Below are 18,090 nucleotides of genomic sequence, written 5' to 3'. Positions count from 1 at the left end.
AGCGGAAAACGAATCAATATGTTTTCCGCTCTAAAACAGTGGGGTCCACACAGAAAACTATTTTAAAAAGTTTAAAATAGTTTGACTTTTCCTCAAACTGGTTTTATAGTAAAACTAACTACCGGTAGTTAGTAACATTTTATAACAATAGGAGCTGACAAAAATGAAATATCCACTTTCACCTGATGTAAAGCCTGAATTTTGTACGACTGGCACGTTTATGCGTTTGCCTTCCTCAAATGAAAATGCAAAGCTGGCGATCTTAGGAATGCCCTTTGATACAGCTGCTTCTTTTCGCGTTGGAGCGCGCTTTGCACCTCAAGCTATTCGCCAGGCCTCAATGACACTTTTTCCTTATCATCCGATTCATGAGGTATATCCGTTCGATGATTGCAATGCCATTGATATAGGAGATGTGCCCGTTATCCCTCATAATATCCATCGCAGCTATGAACTGATCGAAAATGCGATGGTCGATTTAATGAAGCAAGGAATCATTCCTATTGGTTTAGGAGGAGACCATTCTGTGACGCTGGCTAACCTTCGCGCTGCAGCCAAAATACATGGACCGGTTGCTTTAATCCACTTTGATTCCCATACAGATACATGGGATACATATTACGAGGAGAAGTACTGGCACGGTTCCCCGTTTATCCGGGCGCATGAAGAAGGATTGCTGCAACCAGATAAAGTATTTCAAATTGGTATTCGAGGAACATTAAATCACCCAGGAGATATGCAAGCGAGTTATGATTTAGGATATCAGGTAATCACAACCCCTGAACTTCATGAACGCGGATTCGAGAGTGTGCTAAAGCAAATGAAAGAGGTTATTGGCGACACACCGTGCTTTTTAACATTTGACATTGACTTTGTGGATCCTTCTTGTGCTCCAGGAACAGGAACATTGGAAGTGGGCGGTTTTAATAGTCTCGAAACATTGAAAATGGTTCGCTCCCTCACAGGATTCAATTATGTTGGCTTTGATTTGGTAGAAGTGCTGCCTACTTACGATCCAACGCAGATTACGTCCTTGTTAGCGGCTACACTTGTCCATGAATTTGCAAGCCTTACCGCATTAAATATTAAAGATAAAAACAAGGAAAACGTTCTAGCTAAGTAGTCTCGAAAGAAACACACGCAAAAAAATAGGTAGCTCCTCAAATTGTATTCATAGGGAGGGAAGGCTTCACCATGAATAGGTCTCCAGCATTGAAACGCTCGCTCACGTTGCGCCATGTAATTTTATTTGGGATTGCTTTTATGGCTCCGATTACTGTTTTTACAACATACGGCATTGCCATTAAAAGCACACACGGAATGATACCAGTTGCTTATATGATTGCCTTGATTGTCATGATGTTTACTGCATATAGTTACGGAAAGATGGTTCAGGAATTTCCGATCACAGGGTCAGCTTATACGTTTGTGCAAAAAGGAATCAATCCATCACTCGGTTTTCTTGTGGGATGGGTGATTTTGCTGGATTACCTATTCAGCCCTATGATCAGTGCCTTGCTTTTTGGAATTTTTGTGAATGCTTACTTGCCGGTTCTTCCTATCGGCGTATGCATTCTTTCTTTCATCGTAATTGTAACCGCTATCAATATTTTTGGGATTAAGATTGCGGCGAATGTAAATGCACTCCTTGTCTTTTTTCAAATTCTTTTTATCGTGGCTTTTTGTCTTTTATGTATAAAGGGACTTTTAGAAGGAAAAGGAAGCGGAGAGCTTTTCACATCTGCTCCATTTTTTGATCCAGAAGTTAAATTTGCAAGTTTATTAGCGGTTGTTCCTCTTCTTTGTTTTAGTTTTCTAGGCTTTGATGCCATAACCACTTTAGCGGAAGAAACAAAAGATCCAAAAAGAGTCATGCCCAAGGCGATTTATGGGATTGTCTTGATAGGTGGAGCATTGTTCGTTGCTTCTACTTATTTTGCCCAGTCTATCTTCCCGAACTTCAGTACATTTAAAGATCCTGAATCAGCTGCTGTTGAGATTTTTATGTACGCCGGGGGAATTTCTTAAATGCTTTCTTTCTCTCTGTAACTATAACAGCGAGTATTGCTTCAGCCGTCGCCTCCGGCGGCAGCGGAGCGCGTATCCTATATGCAATGGGAAGGGAAAACATCCTTCCAAACAAGATATTCGGTCACCTTTCAGCCAAGTTTCAGACACCTGTTTATAATATATTAATTATTGCTGCTATTGCGACGAGCGCTCTGTTTTTGAGTATAGAGACAGCTACTTCCTTTATTAATTTCGGTGCCTTGTTCGCTTTTACTTTCGTGAATCTTTCAGTGTTTGTCCATTACTTTATTAAAAAGAAACAACGTTCAATAAAAGGTCTATTGCTGTATATGCTTATCCCGTTAATGGGCGCCGGCACGACGGCTTTATTTTGGACGAAGCTAGACATTCATTCCATGACTTTGGGGAGTGTTTGGCTGCTCATAGGGCTCGGTTATCTTCTACATCTAACGAAAATGTTCAAGCAGCGTCCGCCTGAATTACACTTTGAGGAAACAGAATATGAAATGAGAATAGTCGAATAAGTAATTGCTAGATTTATAACTTACAAAAGAAAAGGGGACATTATGTTGAATAAGCAAAAAGAAGCGGATATTGTTCTTAGCAGTGAGGCTATATTTACAGGGCTTGAAAGCAACCCGCAGCCAGGGGCGATTGCCATTATTAATAATAAAATTGTAGCAGTCGGTTCGAAAGAAGAGCTGCGTCCATTTATTGGAGCAAACACAAAGGTGCTTGACTATGGAAGCCAATTAATTATGCCTGGTTTTCATGATTTTCATTTGCATGCGATGATGGGAAGTCTTGCATTGCAATGTGTGAACCTTTTTGATGCACGCTCGGAAGAGGAAGCGGTCGAAATGGTACGGCAGTATGCAGAACAGCATCCGGATGAACCTTGGATTATTGGTTTTATGTGGGATTCTAGCTATTGGGAGGACAAAAGGCTGCCGAGCCGTTTCTCCCTGGATCGGGTATTCCCGGACCGGCCAGTTGTATTATTTCATGCGGAGGGCCATTACTCATGGGTAAACAGCAAAGCATTGGAGGTTGCCAATATTAATAAGGATACGAAAAATCCTTCTTACGGAACCGTTGAAAAAGATGATAATGGGGAACCGACGGGCATATTAATTGAAGAAGCTTCTTCATTGGTAACGGAATATGCCTATGATCTTCCGAAAAATAAAAAAGCTAGTTTATTTAGAAATTTTCTTAAAGAAGCAGCTAGTTACGGGGTTACATCCATCAATAATTTGTATGGAACAGAAACATTGAGCAAGCTGGATGATTTTGAACTGTTCCGGGAATTTGAAGAGAATGACGAACTAACTGTGCGCATGCATCTTTTTCCACAGCTTGATGGCAACATTGCGCATGCGAAACAACTGAGGGAGAAATATCAGTCAGCCAAATTACGGGTTGCTGGATTAAAGCAGTTCATTGATGGGGTGGTGACGAGCCGGACGGCTTACATGCTCCAGCCTTACGCGGATCAGCCGGACACTTGTGGACATGCAGCTTTCCCTTCAGACCAAATAAAAGATTGGGTCATCGAGGCGGATAAAGAGGAATTTAGCATTCGTTTTCATGCTATCGGGGATGGGGCTATCCGTTTAGCTCTAGATACGTTCGAAGAAGCACAAAAAGTGAATGGAGCAAGGGATTCCCGCCATGCGATTGAACATATAGAAGTCATTGACAGAAATGACGTTTCCCGCTTTTCTTCATTAGGAGTAATCGCTTCTATGCAGCCGGATCACATGGCTTTATCTGAGCGTGGGGTCTATACGGAACGAATTGGCAAAGAGCGAGAGAAGGATGTTTTCATTATTAATACGCTGCAAAAATCAGGAGCACAGCTTGCCTTAGGAACTGACTTTCCGATTGATTCCTTAAATCCCATGTTGCAAATATATCGGGCTGTGTCGAGAATTGACAGCGGTGGAAAAAATGTATGGAATCCTGATGAGCGGATTACTGTATCTGAAGCTCTGCGTGCATATACGTACGGTTCAGCATTTGGCACATTTAGAGAGCATGAATTAGGAACGCTTGAAGCGGGAAAGCTGGCTGATATTGCCATTCTGGACAGAAATATTTTTGATGTGCCTGTAGAAGAAATTCTTGATACGAAAGTGGAAATGACGATCATTGACGGAGAAATTGTTTACTCTAAACAAGAACAACCATCTTTCAATTAAAAAAGGGCCTGTCTTTAGTTCGATTGACTAAGGGCAGGGCCTTTTTAGTTAAATTATTAAGGAAACACTTAGACTAAACAGTGAGAATCGTTTATCATTTTGTTAATGAAAGAAAAGGATTCGGAGGCTGCCAATGACAAAAGATAAAATTATCGCTATAGCGATTGCGCTGTTTGCTAAGAACGGATATGAAGGCACGACCTTAGCAGAGATTGCCAAGGGAGTGGGAATTCAAAAGCCGTCCATCTATAACCACTTTAAAAATAAAGAAGAGATATTTTTAACGATTTATAAGAAAATTTTGTGGAGTCATATTGAGGATGTAAGGCGGCTGATGGAGCGTATAAAAGAAGAGACGTCTGAAGAACAACTGAGACAAATTATGCTGTTAACGGCGCAAGATTACATAGATGATGAGGAAAAAACTACTTTTTTGAGAAGAGCAGTAGTCTTTCCGCCAGAGTCACTGAAAGAGCTTGTAAATGAGGAGTTTTTGTTATCGGAGGAAGCCTTGTCCGCTATTTTGCGCTCAATTTTCACACAAGGAATAGAAGCGAAAGAAATTCGTGAAGAAAACATAGAAGATTTAATCATTGCTTATTATTGTTTGCTTGATGGCATTTTCATTGAGCTGTCTTTTTACGGAGCAGAAAAGATGGTCCCAAGACTCCAAAATATATGGAAGATTTTTTGGGCCGGTATAAGCAATTAAAGAGCTCTCTTTCCATAGATGATTCATAGGAACATATGTGATGAACAGCGGCCTTTTCCCTGTATTCCACAGGGAAAAGGCCGTTGAATTTTCTTGGGAACACTAGATTCTTGCGTCTTTTTAGAGGGAAGAAGCTTTTTTATTGAAATGAGACAGGCCTCACGCTGGTTTCTAAGGGCATTATTTCGTAAAATGATAATGAATGTCTGTGGAACGGTTCATACTAGAGAAAAGGGGTTTTTGAATTATGAAATTACGTTTGCCGAAACCATTTACGTTTGAAGCTGGAAAGCGGGCGGTGCTTTTGCTTCATGGGTTCACGGGGAACTCTTCCGACGTGCGAATGCTCGGGCGCTTTTTGCAAAAGAAGGGATATACATCGCATGCTCCGCATTATAAAGGGCATGGAGTTCCGCCGGAGGAGCTTGTTCATACTGGTCCGCAAGACTGGTGGCAGGATGTGATGGATGGCTATGAGCATCTAAAAAATCTTGGCTATGAGGAAATTGCTGTGGCTGGCTTGTCCCTCGGCGGGGTATTTTCTTTAAAGCTCGGCTATACTGTTCCTGTGAAAGGAATTGTGACGATGTGCGCGCCGATGTACATTAAAAGTGAAGAAGTGATGTACCAGGGGGTTTTAGATTACGCCCGCCAATTTAAGAAGTTTGAAGGGAAATCGGAAGAGGTAATTGAACAAGAAATAGAGGCGTTCAAAAAAACACCGATGAACACGTTAAAAGCACTGCAAAACCTCATTTCGGATGTGCGTGATCATATCGATATGATTTATGCGCCCGCCTTCGTCGTTCAGGCTCGCCACGATGAGATGATTAATCCGGAAAGTGCCAACATCATTTACGATGAAATTGAGTCAACAATGAAGGAAATTAAGTGGTATGAAGAGTCAGGCCATGTGATTACCATTGATAAAGAAAAAGAACAACTGCACGAGGATATTTACGACTTCCTGGAAAAGCTGAACTGGAACGACTAATACAAAATGTAAGGAGGGACTGCTATGGATCAGCAAAATGAGCTTGTTGACAGATTATTGACATATATGAAGGAAGAGTCCTACAAGCCGCTCACTGTTAAAGAGCTGGAAGAGATGATGCAAATTGAAGATTCTGCTGAGTTTAAAGATTTTGTGAAGGCTCTTGTATATATGGAAGAAAAGGGATTGGTCGTTCGGACCAGAGCGAATCGCTACGGGCTTCCTGAAAAAATGAATTTAGTACGCGGTAAAATTTCCGGACATTCAAAAGGCTTTGCTTTTTTAGTGCCCGAAGAACAAGGAATGGACGATATATTTATTCCTCCGCATGAAACAAATGGCGCATTAAATGGCGACATTGCGCTTGTGAGGGTGACTTCGGAAACGAGCGGATCACGACGAGAAGGGACGGTTGTCCGCATTCTTGAGCGTGGAAAAACAGAGATTGTTGGTACATACACTGACAGTAAGCATTTTGGTTTTGTCATCCCCGATGATAAAAAGTTTGCGAGTGATATTTTCATTCCGAAGGAGGCTGCTCACGGGGCAATTGAGGGCCACAAAGTGGTTGTGAAAATTACTTCTTATCCGGATGGGCGTAAAAGTGCTGAAGGGGAAGTCATACAGATTCTTGGCCACAAAAATGACCCGGGTGTAGATATTATTTCAATTATTTATAAGCATGGCTTGCCACAGGAATTCCCTGAGGAAGTGATGGAACAGGCAAATGCTGTACCGGAAACAATTAGCGAAAAAGAGATAGAAGGCCGACGGGATTTGCGCGAAGAAACGATTGTCACGATTGACGGCGCCGATGCGAAAGATTTAGACGATGCCGTGACTGTGACAAAGCTCGATAATGGAAACTATAAGCTCGGCGTTCATATTGCTGATGTCAGTTATTATGTGACAGAAGGTTCTCCCATCGATGAGGAGGCGTATGAGCGAGGTACGAGTGTTTACCTCGTTGACCGCGTCATCCCAATGATCCCACATCGTCTTTCTAATGGTATTTGCTCACTGAACCCAAAAGTGGACCGGCTGACACTCTCGTGTGAGATGGAGATTAACTCATCCGGCGAAGTCGTAAGCCACGAAATTTTCCAAAGTGTGATTAAGACAACTGAGCGAATGACGTATAGTGATGTAAATGATATTCTTGTTGATAAAAATGAAGAACTGCGGTCGAAGTATGCACCGCTTGTACCATTATTTGAAGACATGGAAGAGCTGGCGGCTATCTTGCATAAGAAGCGGGAGAAGCGTGGTGCCATTGATTTTGACTTTAAAGAATCGAAAGTCATTGTTGATGAAGACGGCAAGCCGGTGGATGTCGTGCTGCGTGAGCGGTCCGTTGCCGAGCGGTTAATTGAAGAATTCATGCTGGCAGCGAATGAAACAGTAGCCGAACATTTTCATTGGATGGATGTACCGTTCATTTATCGGATCCATGAAGATCCGAAAGAAGATAAGCTGCAGCGTTTCTTTGAATTCATTACGAACTTCGGATTAGTTGTCAAAGGCACGTCTAACTCTGTACATCCGCGCGCTTTGCAGGAAGTGCTTGAGGCGATCCAAGGCAAACCGGAAGAAGTAATCATTTCTACCGTTATGCTTCGTTCCATGCAGCAGGCGAAATACTATGATGAAAGCCTAGGGCATTTTGGATTATCGACAGATTATTATACGCACTTCACTTCACCCATTCGACGTTACCCGGATTTAATTGTGCACCGTCTAATCCGTACGTATTTAATTGAGAAGCAGGTGGATCCGGCTACTCAGGCAAAGTGGGAAGCACGCCTGCCGGAAATTGCCGAACATACATCGAACATGGAGCGCCGGGCTGTGGATGCCGAACGTGACACAGATGAACTGAAAAAAGCAGAATTCATGCTGGATAAAATTGGGGAAGAGTTTGACGGCATTATTAGTTCTGTCACCAACTTTGGGATGTTTGTTGAGTTGGAAAACACCATCGAAGGCTTGATCCATGTCTCTTATATGACGGATGATTACTATCGCTATGATGAACAGCAATTTGCTATGATTGGTGAGCGGACGGGAAATGTTTTCCGCATCGGCGATCAAATTACCGTCAGAGTGAGAGATGTAAATAAGGACGAACAATCCATTGACTTTGAGATTGTTGGCATGAAAAATATAAGAAAACGTCCTGCTGTTCAGACAAAAACGATTAATGGAAAATCACAAAGCAAAAAAGCAAGCGGCCCGCAAGGCAACAGCGATGAAGGAGCGGGCGGCGAATGGACGAATCAGCCGCCAAACAAAAAGAAAAAACGCGGTAAATATTATGAAGGCGTAGCAAAAAAACAAGCGAAGAAAAGACGCCGGAATAAAGGATAACAGGCACCCGGCAGCTTCCAGGCTGCCGGGTCGGACTGAATAACGGAAGGTGAAGAAAAATGCCAAAGGGAGAAGGAAAAGTAGTTGCGCAAAATAAAAAAGCGCGCCATGATTTTTTTATCGAAGAAACGTTTGAAGCGGGGATCGTACTTCAAGGAACGGAAATTAAGTCAATCCGTGCTGGAAGAGTAAATTTAAAAGACGCGTTTGCCCGCATTCAAAAAGGGGAAGTGTTTGTATATAACATGCATATCAGTCCCTATGAGCAGGGAAACCGCTATAATCATGACCCGCTCAGAACGAGAAAGCTGTTATTGCACCGCAAACAGATTGATAAGCTCATTGGGGAAACAAAGGAAGCAGGTTATTCAATTGTCCCGCTGAAAATGTATTTAAAAGACGGTTACGCCAAGCTGCTAATCGGTCTGGCTAAAGGGAAGAAGAAGTTTGACAAGCGGGAAGACTTGAAGAAGAAAGAAGCAAAGCGCGATGTAGAGCGCGCGTTTAGAGAGCGGCAGAAAGGGTAAAGGGCGAACAACTGTTGCTTTTTCTATGAAAAATGGTATAATAAGAACTGTAGCTGAGCTTCGGACATTTGGTCCGGTTCCTATTTTATAATGGGGACGTTACGGATTCGACAGGGATAGTTCGAGCTTGGGCTGCGAGCCGAGGGGATCGTCCTCGTAAAAACGTCAAAGCCAATAATAACTGGCAAACAAAACAACAACCTCGCTTTCGCTGCTTAATAACAGCTGATAGCGGTTCCTCCCTCCATCGCCCATGTGGTAGGGTAAGGGACTCACTCTTAGTGGGCTACGCCGTAGTTCTCCGCCTGGGGACAAAGGAAGAGATCAATCAGGCTAGCTGTCCGGCCGCCCGTCGGTAGGCAAAAGGTACAGCGAAATCCGAATATATCGACTACGCTCGTAGACGTTCAAGTGCCGTTATCTTTGGACGAGGGTTCGACTCCCTCCGTCTCCACCATACATAACTTGGTGGATAACTCATAGAATGTAAAGGACTTACCATTCATGGTAAGTCCTTTTTGTGTTTGGTTAATAAATGAACTGTTTTGGATAATATAAGGTCAAATTTAGATAATAAAATTAAAGATTTGGCTGATAAATAGAGAAATCGGCTAATAAGTTAACTAACTTCGCTAGTATAGCCTGAAAAATTAGTTTTCTCTCTGTGAAATACTCTTTTTAAAAGAAGGCTTTTCTTAACTAATCTAGAATGACTATTCTTATAAAGGAGGCAGAGGGAATTGATTGTTAAAAAGAGAGACAAACCATTGAAAATTTTAAAATTGGAGGCGTTGCTAAGAAGACTTCCATCAGATCATCCTTATATCTATAAAATCAAGAAGGATCTGGCAAAGAGCTATGCAGGATATCGTGGAGAGAAGTCTTTAGATTACTATTTCAAGATTTTGCCGGAGCGAAACTATTTTATTTTTCATGATATTAGGCTTCCCTTTAAAAAAGGGCTGTTTTTTCAATTAGATACACTAATTTTAACCCCTTATTTCTTCTTAATCCTCGAGGTGAAAAACATTTCTGGAATTCTCACTTTTGATCAAACCTTCCACCAGCTTATTCGAACACTTAATGAAACAGAGGAAGCATTTCCAGATCCTATTCTCCAAGTGCAAAGACAAGCTTCACAGTTCATGTCATGGCTGTCAACTGTCAACTTTCCAACTGTTCCTCTTGATACTTTAGTGGTTATCAGCAACTCTTCATCCGTTATCAAATCTGCTCCCGCAAATAAAGTAATCCGTCCAGATATGATATTTGATACAATGCAAAAATTATATAATTTGTATCCTGATAGAGTAAAAAACGTAAAAGAACTTCAAAAACTCTCCATTCTCCTATTGGAAAGTAACACCGAATGTAACCAAGATGTATTAAAGCTCTATAACATTGATCAATTGGATATACTGCCAGGTGTTTATTGTGATTATTGTAAAGCTCTTTCCATGATAAGAAGCAGGGGAGGATGGGTTTGTCGAATTTGTGGACAGCTGTCCCGGCAAGCTCATATTCAGGCATTAATAGATTATTACTTACTTCTCGGAGAAACGATCACTAATCAGCAGTTTCGGCGTTTTCTAAGTTTTTCTTCTATTTCTGTTGCAACAAAATTACTAGCTGAATTAAAACTTGAGCATAAGGGGGTATGGAAAAGCCGGGCCTACTATTTACAGGGTCTGAATCGGCATTTAAAAAGGGACTAATAAAATATCACTGAGAAGCTTTACTAACCCAGCGCATAACAGCAGTAATGACATCTTCTAGTTCTTTGCCGATTGGGGTTAGTTCATAGATCACTTTTCTTGGGGAGGATTCAAATGTTTTCTTCACAACTAGTCTCTCATTTTCTAGCTCGCGCAGTCGTTCTGTAAGGAGCCGATCAGAAATGCCGGGGATTTCGTTTAATAATTCGTGATACCGTTTAGGGCCTTTCAGCAGTGTATAAATAATGACTCCCATCCAGCGCTTTCCGATGAACTCGATCGTGTGGTGAAAGTTATCGCAAATAGTGGTCTTATCTTTGTACTGAGAACAATTCAACTCATTTTGTTCGCTCATTCTATAACCTCAATGTTTTTATATAAATTTTAGCATATAGTATTTGACAAACCAAGCTTACTAATAGTAAGCTTGGTTTTGAACTTACTTAAAGTAAGTTCAATTAGGAGGGAAAGAAAGTGACAATAACTATGCAAAGTTTATCAGAAGTGATTCGCAATCGCCATTCTGTTAGAAAATATGATCCAACTTATAAAATTTCGAGAAATGAAATAGAAGAAATGCTGCAAGAAGCGATGCTAGCTCCTTCATCTAGCAACCTTCAGCCATGGCGCTTTATCGTTATTGATAATGAGGAGGTAAAGAAGGAACTAAGAGCCATTGCTTACAACCAAGAGCAAGTGGAGACATCTTCCGCTGTCATTGCTGTTCTAGGCGATGTAGAAATGTATAAAAATGTTGAAAAGGTATACCAAAGCAGCTATGAAGCTGGCTTTATGGATGAAGCGAGTATGAATAAACTGATTCAAAACACATATAATACGTATCCTAATGCGCCAGTTGAAGCAAGAGCCAATATTGCTTCATTTGATGCAGGGCTCGTCTCTATGCAGCTTATGCTTATTGCCAAAGCGAATGGTTATGATACGGTAACTATGGGCGGCTTTGATAAGCAGAAGTTTGCTGAGCGGTTTGATGTACCGGAACGCTACATTCCAATTGTTTTAATCGCTATTGGTAAAGCTGCTGCGCCTGCTCATAAAACGACTCGTCTTCCGCTGGAAGAAACAGTTCGTTTTATCTAACTAAATAGACGTTATTTAATAAAAGAGCATTTTCTGGTTTTTCAGAGTGCTCTTTTTATATTGCTTTTTCCTATCTTTATAAATTGAAAAAGTGGTTGACAATTATAATTATTTTTAATATTCTAAACAAAAATAGCGGATGACGATTGTGGGAGAGCGCGAGCAATAAGCCACCGAAGGAGCAAGTTCCAAAAAGACCCTTGGAGCTAATCTCTCAGGTAGAAGAACCACAATGGGACGCACCTCTGGAGAGCGCGTTTAGGTACGCCACCAAAGGGGAAGACTCTACGATCAATAAGAGTTAAACTCTCAGGTAAAAGGACAGAGAAGGGAAATGTTGCCCTTTTCTGTCCTTTTTTGTGTGCAGAAAAAGGTAGCGAGAGATAAATGTACAGCACATGTTTAAAAGAGGAAAGCTGAATAGGAGGCAAGGAAATGAGTTTGCAAAAAAATGATTTTACTATTTTTGAGGCGATTGAGAAAGAAAAGAGACGCCAGCATGAGACATTGGAATTGATTGCATCAGAAAACTTTGTCAGCCCGGATGTATTAGAAGCTATGGGAAGTGTAATGACGAATAAGTACGCGGAAGGATATCCGGGAAGGCGCTACTATGGGGGCTGTGAATTTGTCGATGTGGCGGAACGGGCAGCGATTGAACGTCTGACAAACCTATTTGGTGCTAAATATGCCAATGTGCAGCCTCACTCGGGGCGCAGGCGAATCTCGCCGTCTTTTATGCACTGCTTCAGCCTGGCGATAAAATCATGGGCATGAATCTTTCGCATGGCGGACATTTAACTCACGGAAGCCCTGTGAGTATTTCTGGCAAATGGTTTGAGGTTGTTTCTTATGGAGTAAAGGAGGATACGCAATTAATTGATTACGATGAATTAGAGGAGATTGCCCATAAAGAAAAACCGAAATTGATCATTGCCGGGGCGAGCGCTTATCCGAGAACGATTGATTTTGCCCGCTTTAAAGAGATTGCCGATCAAGTGGACGCGAAATTGATGGTGGACATGGCGCATATCGCCGGGCTGGTGGCAGCAGGGCTTCACCCTTCTCCTGTTCCTTATGCAGATGTTGTGACAAGCACTACCCACAAAACATTGAGGGGGCCTCGGGGAGGAATTGTGTTAACGAACGGCGAGGAAATCATTAAGGCTATTAACAAAGCAGTATTCCCAGGAATCCAGGGAGGCCCCCTTATGCACATTATTGCAGCAAAAGCGGTAGCTTTCAACGAAGCATCGCAGCCGGACTTTAAAGAGTATGCCAAGCAAGTTATCCGAAACAGCCAGGCACTGGGCGAAGCGTTAAAGAGGGAAGGAGCTGCTCTTGTTTCCGGGGGACAGATAACCACCTTGTCCTGCTGGATGTGCGTCCGTGGAGTCTGACTGGAAAAGAAGCAGAGCGTTTGCTTGAGGAAGCAGGTATTACCGTAAATAAGAACACGATTCCTTATGATCCGGAAGGCCCGTTTGTGACGAGCGGAGTGCGGATGGGAACAGCTGCGTTAACTACGCGCGGCATGAAAGAAGAGCAAATGGAGAAAATTGCTCAGGTGATAGCCGCCGTGTTGAAAAACAAAGGGGAACCGGCGGTACTGGCACAGGCAAAAGAAACAACGGCCTCTATTTGCGAAGCTTATCCATTATTCCAACAGTCAGTCAACGTATAGGAAAGGAGCAACAAAATGGAATTTCAAAGCTGCTTTGACATTATCGGGCCTATTATGGTAGGGCCGTCAAGTTCTCACACCGCTGGCGTTGTATCGATTGGCAAATTTATTTATGAATGGTTGGGCGGGTGTCCTGAAGAGGCGGATATTGTCTTCTATGATTCCTTTGCTGAAACCTATCAAGGGCATGGAACGGATAAAGCACTGCTTGGCGGTTTACTTGGCATGGGGACGGATGACTCGGGCATTCGGGATGCTCTGAAGCGGGCCGGGGAGGTTGGCCTGGATTATACGATTGAGCCGCAAGGAAGCTGCTTATTTTTTGACCATCCGAACACGGCTATGGTTACAGCTAGACGGGGGAACCAGCTTGTAAAAGTAGGCGGTGCTTCTCTCGGAGGCGGGTTATCGAAAATCTTTATGATCAACGGCCGAATGGTCGATATTCGTTTGAGCACGAGCGATGATTTTTCGGTGCTGGCTAGAAACTATCAGATATATCGATTAAGAGAAGAAATTGCGAGGAATGCCTGATGGAGATCTTATCAATGAAACAGCTTCTGAAGTCTTGTGAAAAGGAGCAGAAAAGTATCGGTGAAGTGATGCTGCTGCTAGAAGAAAAGAAATCAGGCAAAAATCAACAAACGATTCTTCGCATGATGGAAGAACGGCTCATCAAAATGAAGGAAGCGGTCGACAGTGGAACGGAGGATTCCTCATCCGCGCCGAGCGGAATTTCCGGAGGAGATGCCGTAAAAATGCGAGATTACGTACGCGGAGGAAAAACGCTTACAGGCAGCTATATTAGTCAGGCGATGACTTTCTCACTGGCTACTTCGGAAAGCAATGCCAGAATGGGAGTCATTGTGGCTACGCCCACTGCCGGAGCAGCAGGCATTTTGCCAGGCGTGCTCTTTTCGCTTCATCACAATGACGGAACGCCCTTTAAGGAGTTGGTTATGGGACTGTTTACCGCCAGCATGCTCGGCTATGTGATTGCTAATCGTTCGTTTATTTCCGGGGCTGCTGGAGGATGCCAGGCGGAAGTGGGCTCGGCAGCCGCCATGGCTGCTGGCACCATCACTGAATTAAAGGGCGGCAGCCCAGAGCAAGCTGTGCATGCAACGGCGATAGCGATGAAGTCTCTCTTAGGATTGGTTTGTGATCCGGTGGCAGGGCTTGTTGAAGTGCCTTGCATTAAACGGAATGCGATCGGTACATCCATTGCTTTTTCGGCTGCAGACTTGGCTCTTGCAGGAGTAGAAAGCCGCATTCCATGTGATGAGGTAATTGAGGCAATGTACAAAGTGGGGAAAGATATGCCAAGAACATTAAGAGAAACGGCTCTTGGCGGTCTTGCTATGACTGAGACTGGTCAGAGGATAAAAGAACAGCTCTTCTGCAGTAAGAAATAAAGCAATTTATGGATGGGAAAGACGATTGCTATATAAAAGGGATATCAGTGTTTATTTATATAGAAGTAACGATGACAGAGAGCAGCTTGAATAAAAGTGTTGTCGGTGGGAGAAAAAATGACTATTGCTTGGGGGAGCGGTAGCCATTTACAGGAAGAAGCTCAGTAAAAAGGCAGTGACTGTTAGGATAAAGACACCGGCTTATAAATGGGGTATAAACTGTTTTTTGATATATATGTTAGTTAAGTAGGAAGCGATTGGATTTATAAAATAAAGAGAACGTTTGAGGGGAAAGGGAGAAAAACAGATGACAGAAGCAACAGCGAATCTACTATATAGCGAAGAACATGAATGGGTACTTCAATTAAGTGAAAATCGGGTAAGAATTGGTATTTCTGATTATGCCCAAAAGCAGTTAGGGGATATTGTATTTGTAGAAAATCCAGAGATGAATGACGAAGTAACGGCCAATGAATCTATGGGAACTATTGAATCTGTTAAGGCGGTGTCAGAATTATTTTCTCCTGTCTCAGGCACGGTTATGACTGTTAATGAACGGTTAGAGGACAATCCTGAATTAATTAACGAGCAGCCTTATAAAGAGGGCTGGTTGATCGAAGTGGAGATGTCTAATCCGGAAGAACTGAAGGTGCTGCTAAGTGAAGGCGACTATGAAGCGTTTATTAATGAAGGAGAAAAATAAGGCCAGCAACGCTTGATAGAGAAAGAACTGGCAGCCAGGTATTAGAACTACTAAGAAAAACGATAAGAGAGAAGGCAAAGTGTGAATAGGTGATCCGAGAGCGCACAAGCCCAGGCGGCTGTTTCAAGCTGTAAGTATCATAGTCAATATTTACTGTCGCATGCAGGGTTCTTCCTGCATGCGTTTTATGTTCTCAAGGTTACAAAGGATGAATTAAATGTTGACGATAAAAATCTTCATAAGTACAAGAATTTTGGTTTATATACAAGAGAAAGAATATTGATTATTTTAAATATTCGTGATATATTTAAAAATTTGAATAAAAATATTGTTGTGATAACATAGTAGTTGTAAATGTGAATGGAGGTGGAGGATTTGTTTCAAGTTGGCGACAAGGTTTTTTATCCAATGTATGGAGCAGGGGTGATTGAAGCCATAGAAGAACGAGAAATCCAAGGGAAAACACAAGAGTACTGTGTTATTGCCATTCCTCTTAGTAAGATGGATGTCATGATTCCTGTAAAGGTGATCAAGAAATCACGAATCCGTTCGATTACTAGCAGAAAAGTAGCAAAAGAGATATTATCCGACTTTGATAATAAGGTATCTGATTGTTCGCTTTCGTGGAAGGAAAGGTTAAAAAAGAATACGGAAAAAATGAAGACAGGGGAAATGCAGGACACAGCTGAAGTAGTTCGAGACTTGCTTCATTATGAACGGGAAAAAGCGCTTAACTCTGTTGAAAAGCAGTTGCTTGACCGTGCCAAGCGTATTCTAATTAGTGAATTAATCATGATAAAAGATATTACGGAAAATGAAGCGGCAGAGTTACTGAAACTCACAAGTTGACGTAAAAGGGAAATGATTTTTCAAGCATGGTGGTCTGGAACATCTTGATTTAGAGCGTCCTGAATTTTTAGGATGCTTTTTACACTGATAAAATATTTAAAAGATTAATATTGAAGAAAAAAGTTAAAGATTCTTTGCTGACATCTAGAATAATGTTATCTCAATATGGATCTACCAAGGAAGGATCAGCTTATATCAAGAGTGAGAGAAGGTATCGCCCTTTTTATAGAAAGCGCTTTAACTATTTTTAAATCTTCAAAATATTTTACAATAATATATTGAAATTACAGAGCAATAGAAGTAATATAGTTCTAGCGATATATTGCATACTTCGAATAGGATCTTTATTGAGCGAAAATAGATTTTGTAATTTAGAAAGGAATAAACTATATGAAGTCGAAATTATCATTTTCAGCTTATCTTGCAATTGGAGTTATGTTGTTTGCACTGTTTTTTGGAGCGGGTAATCTTATTTTTCCAGCGCAGCTTGGCCAAAATGCCGGCACGAACGTTTGGCCAGCGGTTATTGGCTTTTTAACAACTGGAGTAGGGCTGCCGTTTCTCGGAATTTTAGCGATGGGCTTCTCGGGCAGTTCTAATCTTCAAGAACTGGCAAGTCGTGTCCATCCGATATACGCAGTTATTTTCACTTCGCTTCTTTATTTAACGATCGGACCATTTTTCGCCACTCCGCGTACAGGTACAGTCGCTTACGATATCGGTATATCTCCGTTTGTAGGTGAGGGCTCTGCACAAGTAGGGTTATTGATTTTTACTCTAGTGTTCTTTGGTGTTACGATGTGGCTGTCATTAAACCCTTCAAAGATTGTTGACCGGGTTGGAAAGATTCTATCACCAGCACTGATTATACTGCTCTTGATCTTATTAATTACTGTTATTGCTAAACCTATGGGATCTATTGAGGCTCCTCAGGAAATGTATGCAAACGGGGCATTTGTGAAAGGTTTCTTAGAAGGATACAACACAATGGATGCGCTCGCTTCGCTTGTCTTCGGAATTATTGTTATTAATGCGATTCGCTCCATGGGTGTGACATCCAAAGGAGAGGTATTATCCGCAACAATTAAAGCGGGGACTGTGGCAATCTTTTTCCTTGCCATCATCTATGTAGGTATTGCTTATTTAGGTGCTACAAGCACAGAGAAATTCGGAGTTTTTGATACGGGGGGCCCTGTTCTTAACAGCGCAGCTTCTTATTATTTTGGAAGCTTCGGAACAGTCATGCTGTCAGTGATCATTATACTGGCATGTTTAACAACAAGTATTGGGTTAATTACAGCGTGTGGCGAGTACTTCCATACTTTGTTCCCGAAAGTAAGCTATAAAAAGTTTGTTGTTTTCTTTTCATTGTTCTCATTTGTCATTGCGAACTTTGGGTTATCCAACATTATTATGTACTCAATTCCAGTCTTAATGTTCCTGTATCCGCTGGCTATTACTTTAATGTTGTTAACATTCTTATCGCCGTTGTTTAATCATTCACGGGTTGTTTATGTAGCAGCCACAATAGTAGCATTGCTAATCAGTACAATCGATGGCCTCAAAACATTCTGTGATTCATTCAGCATTCCATACTTTAATTGGATGAAAGCGGTAGTGTCATTTTATGAGCAAGTATTGCCGTTATACGGCCAGGGACTTGGCTGGTTGTTGCCAGTTTTAATCGTAATCGTCATTACAGGAGTGATTGTCCGTCTTCAAAAGTTATCAACTGTTGAAGCTTAATAAAAGCCGGCCCCCTCTCAAGAGAGGGGGCCGGCTTTTATG

The 18,090-nt window shown here is 41.9% G+C and carries 14 protein-coding genes, 1 other RNA gene, 2 pseudogenes and 2 riboswitches; of the genes and pseudogenes, 16 read left to right on the top strand and 1 reads right to left on the bottom strand.

What is annotated here, in order from left to right; all coding sequences use genetic code 11:
- Nucleotides 1-163 precede the first annotated feature (163 nt).
- The 9 genes and pseudogenes from speB (at nt 164) to CJ483_RS10300 (ending at nt 10,550) form a co-directional block, all read left to right on the top strand.
- Nucleotides 164-1,123 (top strand): agmatinase, encoded by a 960-nt coding sequence (gene speB / locus CJ483_RS10340; protein ID WP_120034650.1) that lies wholly within the window; start codon nt 164-166, stop codon nt 1,121-1,123.
- 71 nt (nt 1,124-1,194) lie between these two features.
- Nucleotides 1,195-2,555 (top strand): annotated as a pseudogene (locus CJ483_RS10335) (APC family permease).
- 42 nt (nt 2,556-2,597) lie between these two features.
- Nucleotides 2,598-4,235 carry an amidohydrolase gene (locus tag CJ483_RS10330; RefSeq protein WP_120034648.1) on the top strand — a complete coding sequence of 546 codons (1,638 nt, stop codon included), beginning with the start codon at nt 2,598-2,600 and terminating at the stop codon, nt 4,233-4,235.
- A 133-nt stretch (nt 4,236-4,368) separates the two neighbouring features.
- Nucleotides 4,369-4,947 carry a TetR/AcrR family transcriptional regulator gene (locus CJ483_RS10325; protein ID WP_120034646.1) on the top strand — a complete coding sequence of 193 codons (579 nt, stop codon included), beginning with the start codon at nt 4,369-4,371 and terminating at the stop codon, nt 4,945-4,947.
- 247 nt (nt 4,948-5,194) lie between these two features.
- The gene (locus CJ483_RS10320) at nt 5,195-5,941 is read left to right on the top strand and encodes an alpha/beta hydrolase (RefSeq protein ID WP_120034644.1); all 747 of its coding nucleotides are present in this window, start codon (nt 5,195-5,197) and stop codon (nt 5,939-5,941) included.
- A gap of 24 nt (nt 5,942-5,965) precedes the next feature.
- Nucleotides 5,966-8,308 (top strand): ribonuclease R, encoded by a 2,343-nt coding sequence (gene rnr, locus CJ483_RS10315; RefSeq protein WP_120034641.1) that lies wholly within the window; start codon nt 5,966-5,968, stop codon nt 8,306-8,308.
- Nucleotides 8,309-8,367: 59 nt separating this feature from the next.
- Nucleotides 8,368-8,835, top strand: coding sequence for an SsrA-binding protein SmpB (smpB, locus tag CJ483_RS10310; RefSeq protein WP_120034639.1), 468 nt, complete (start codon nt 8,368-8,370; stop codon nt 8,833-8,835).
- A gap of 92 nt (nt 8,836-8,927) precedes the next feature.
- Nucleotides 8,928-9,292: a transfer-messenger RNA gene (ssrA, locus tag CJ483_RS10305) on the top strand.
- Nucleotides 9,293-9,575: 283 nt separating this feature from the next.
- Entirely contained in the window at nt 9,576-10,550 is a 975-nt protein-coding gene (locus tag CJ483_RS10300) for a nuclease-related domain-containing protein (RefSeq protein ID WP_120034637.1), read from the top strand.
- Nucleotides 10,551-10,557: 7 nt separating this feature from the next.
- Here CJ483_RS10300 and CJ483_RS10295 read toward each other — a convergent pair whose 3' ends face one another.
- Nucleotides 10,558-10,905, bottom strand: coding sequence for a winged helix-turn-helix transcriptional regulator (locus CJ483_RS10295; RefSeq protein WP_120034635.1), 348 nt, complete (start codon nt 10,903-10,905; stop codon nt 10,558-10,560).
- A gap of 119 nt (nt 10,906-11,024) precedes the next feature.
- Between CJ483_RS10295 and CJ483_RS10290 the strand changes: the two genes are divergently transcribed.
- The 7 genes and pseudogenes from CJ483_RS10290 to brnQ all read left to right on the top strand — a co-directional run bounded on the left by CJ483_RS10290 (nt 11,025) and on the right by brnQ (nt 18,048).
- On the top strand, nt 11,025-11,651 hold the full coding sequence (locus CJ483_RS10290) for a nitroreductase family protein (RefSeq protein WP_259455609.1): 627 nt from the start codon (nt 11,025-11,027) through the stop codon (nt 11,649-11,651).
- Nucleotides 11,652-11,790: 139 nt separating this feature from the next.
- Nucleotides 11,791-11,891, top strand: a riboswitch (glycine riboswitch).
- Nucleotides 11,892-11,894: 3 nt separating this feature from the next.
- A riboswitch (glycine riboswitch) is annotated at nt 11,895-11,978 on the top strand.
- A 108-nt stretch (nt 11,979-12,086) separates the two neighbouring features.
- A pseudogene (gene glyA, locus CJ483_RS10285) lies at nt 12,087-13,335 on the top strand (serine hydroxymethyltransferase).
- A 15-nt stretch (nt 13,336-13,350) separates the two neighbouring features.
- On the top strand, nt 13,351-13,869 hold the full coding sequence (locus CJ483_RS10280) for a serine dehydratase beta chain (RefSeq protein ID WP_120034633.1): 519 nt from the start codon (nt 13,351-13,353) through the stop codon (nt 13,867-13,869).
- Nucleotides 13,869-14,750: an L-serine ammonia-lyase, iron-sulfur-dependent, subunit alpha gene (gene sdaAA / locus CJ483_RS10275; protein ID WP_120034631.1), complete on the top strand. Its 882-nt coding sequence runs from the start codon at nt 13,869-13,871 to the stop codon at nt 14,748-14,750. The genes CJ483_RS10280 and sdaAA overlap by 1 nt, the downstream gene beginning before the upstream one ends.
- Nucleotides 14,751-15,057: 307 nt before the next feature.
- On the top strand, nt 15,058-15,453 hold the full coding sequence (gcvH, locus tag CJ483_RS10270; protein WP_120034629.1) for a glycine cleavage system protein GcvH: 396 nt from the start codon (nt 15,058-15,060) through the stop codon (nt 15,451-15,453).
- 375 nt (nt 15,454-15,828) lie between these two features.
- On the top strand, nt 15,829-16,302 hold the full coding sequence (locus CJ483_RS10265; protein ID WP_259455608.1) for a CarD family transcriptional regulator: 474 nt from the start codon (nt 15,829-15,831) through the stop codon (nt 16,300-16,302).
- A 390-nt stretch (nt 16,303-16,692) separates the two neighbouring features.
- Nucleotides 16,693-18,048: a branched-chain amino acid transport system II carrier protein gene (gene brnQ, locus CJ483_RS10260; protein ID WP_120034625.1), complete on the top strand. Its 1,356-nt coding sequence runs from the start codon at nt 16,693-16,695 to the stop codon at nt 18,046-18,048.
- Nucleotides 18,049-18,090 lie beyond the last annotated feature (42 nt).

It is taken from the genome of Bacillus sp. PK3_68 (assembly GCF_003600835.1).
Taxonomy (GTDB): Bacteria; Bacillota; Bacilli; order Bacillales; family Domibacillaceae; genus Pseudobacillus.
Note: the sequence above shows the minus strand (reverse complement) of the source record. Positions and strands in the feature narration are given on the sequence as shown.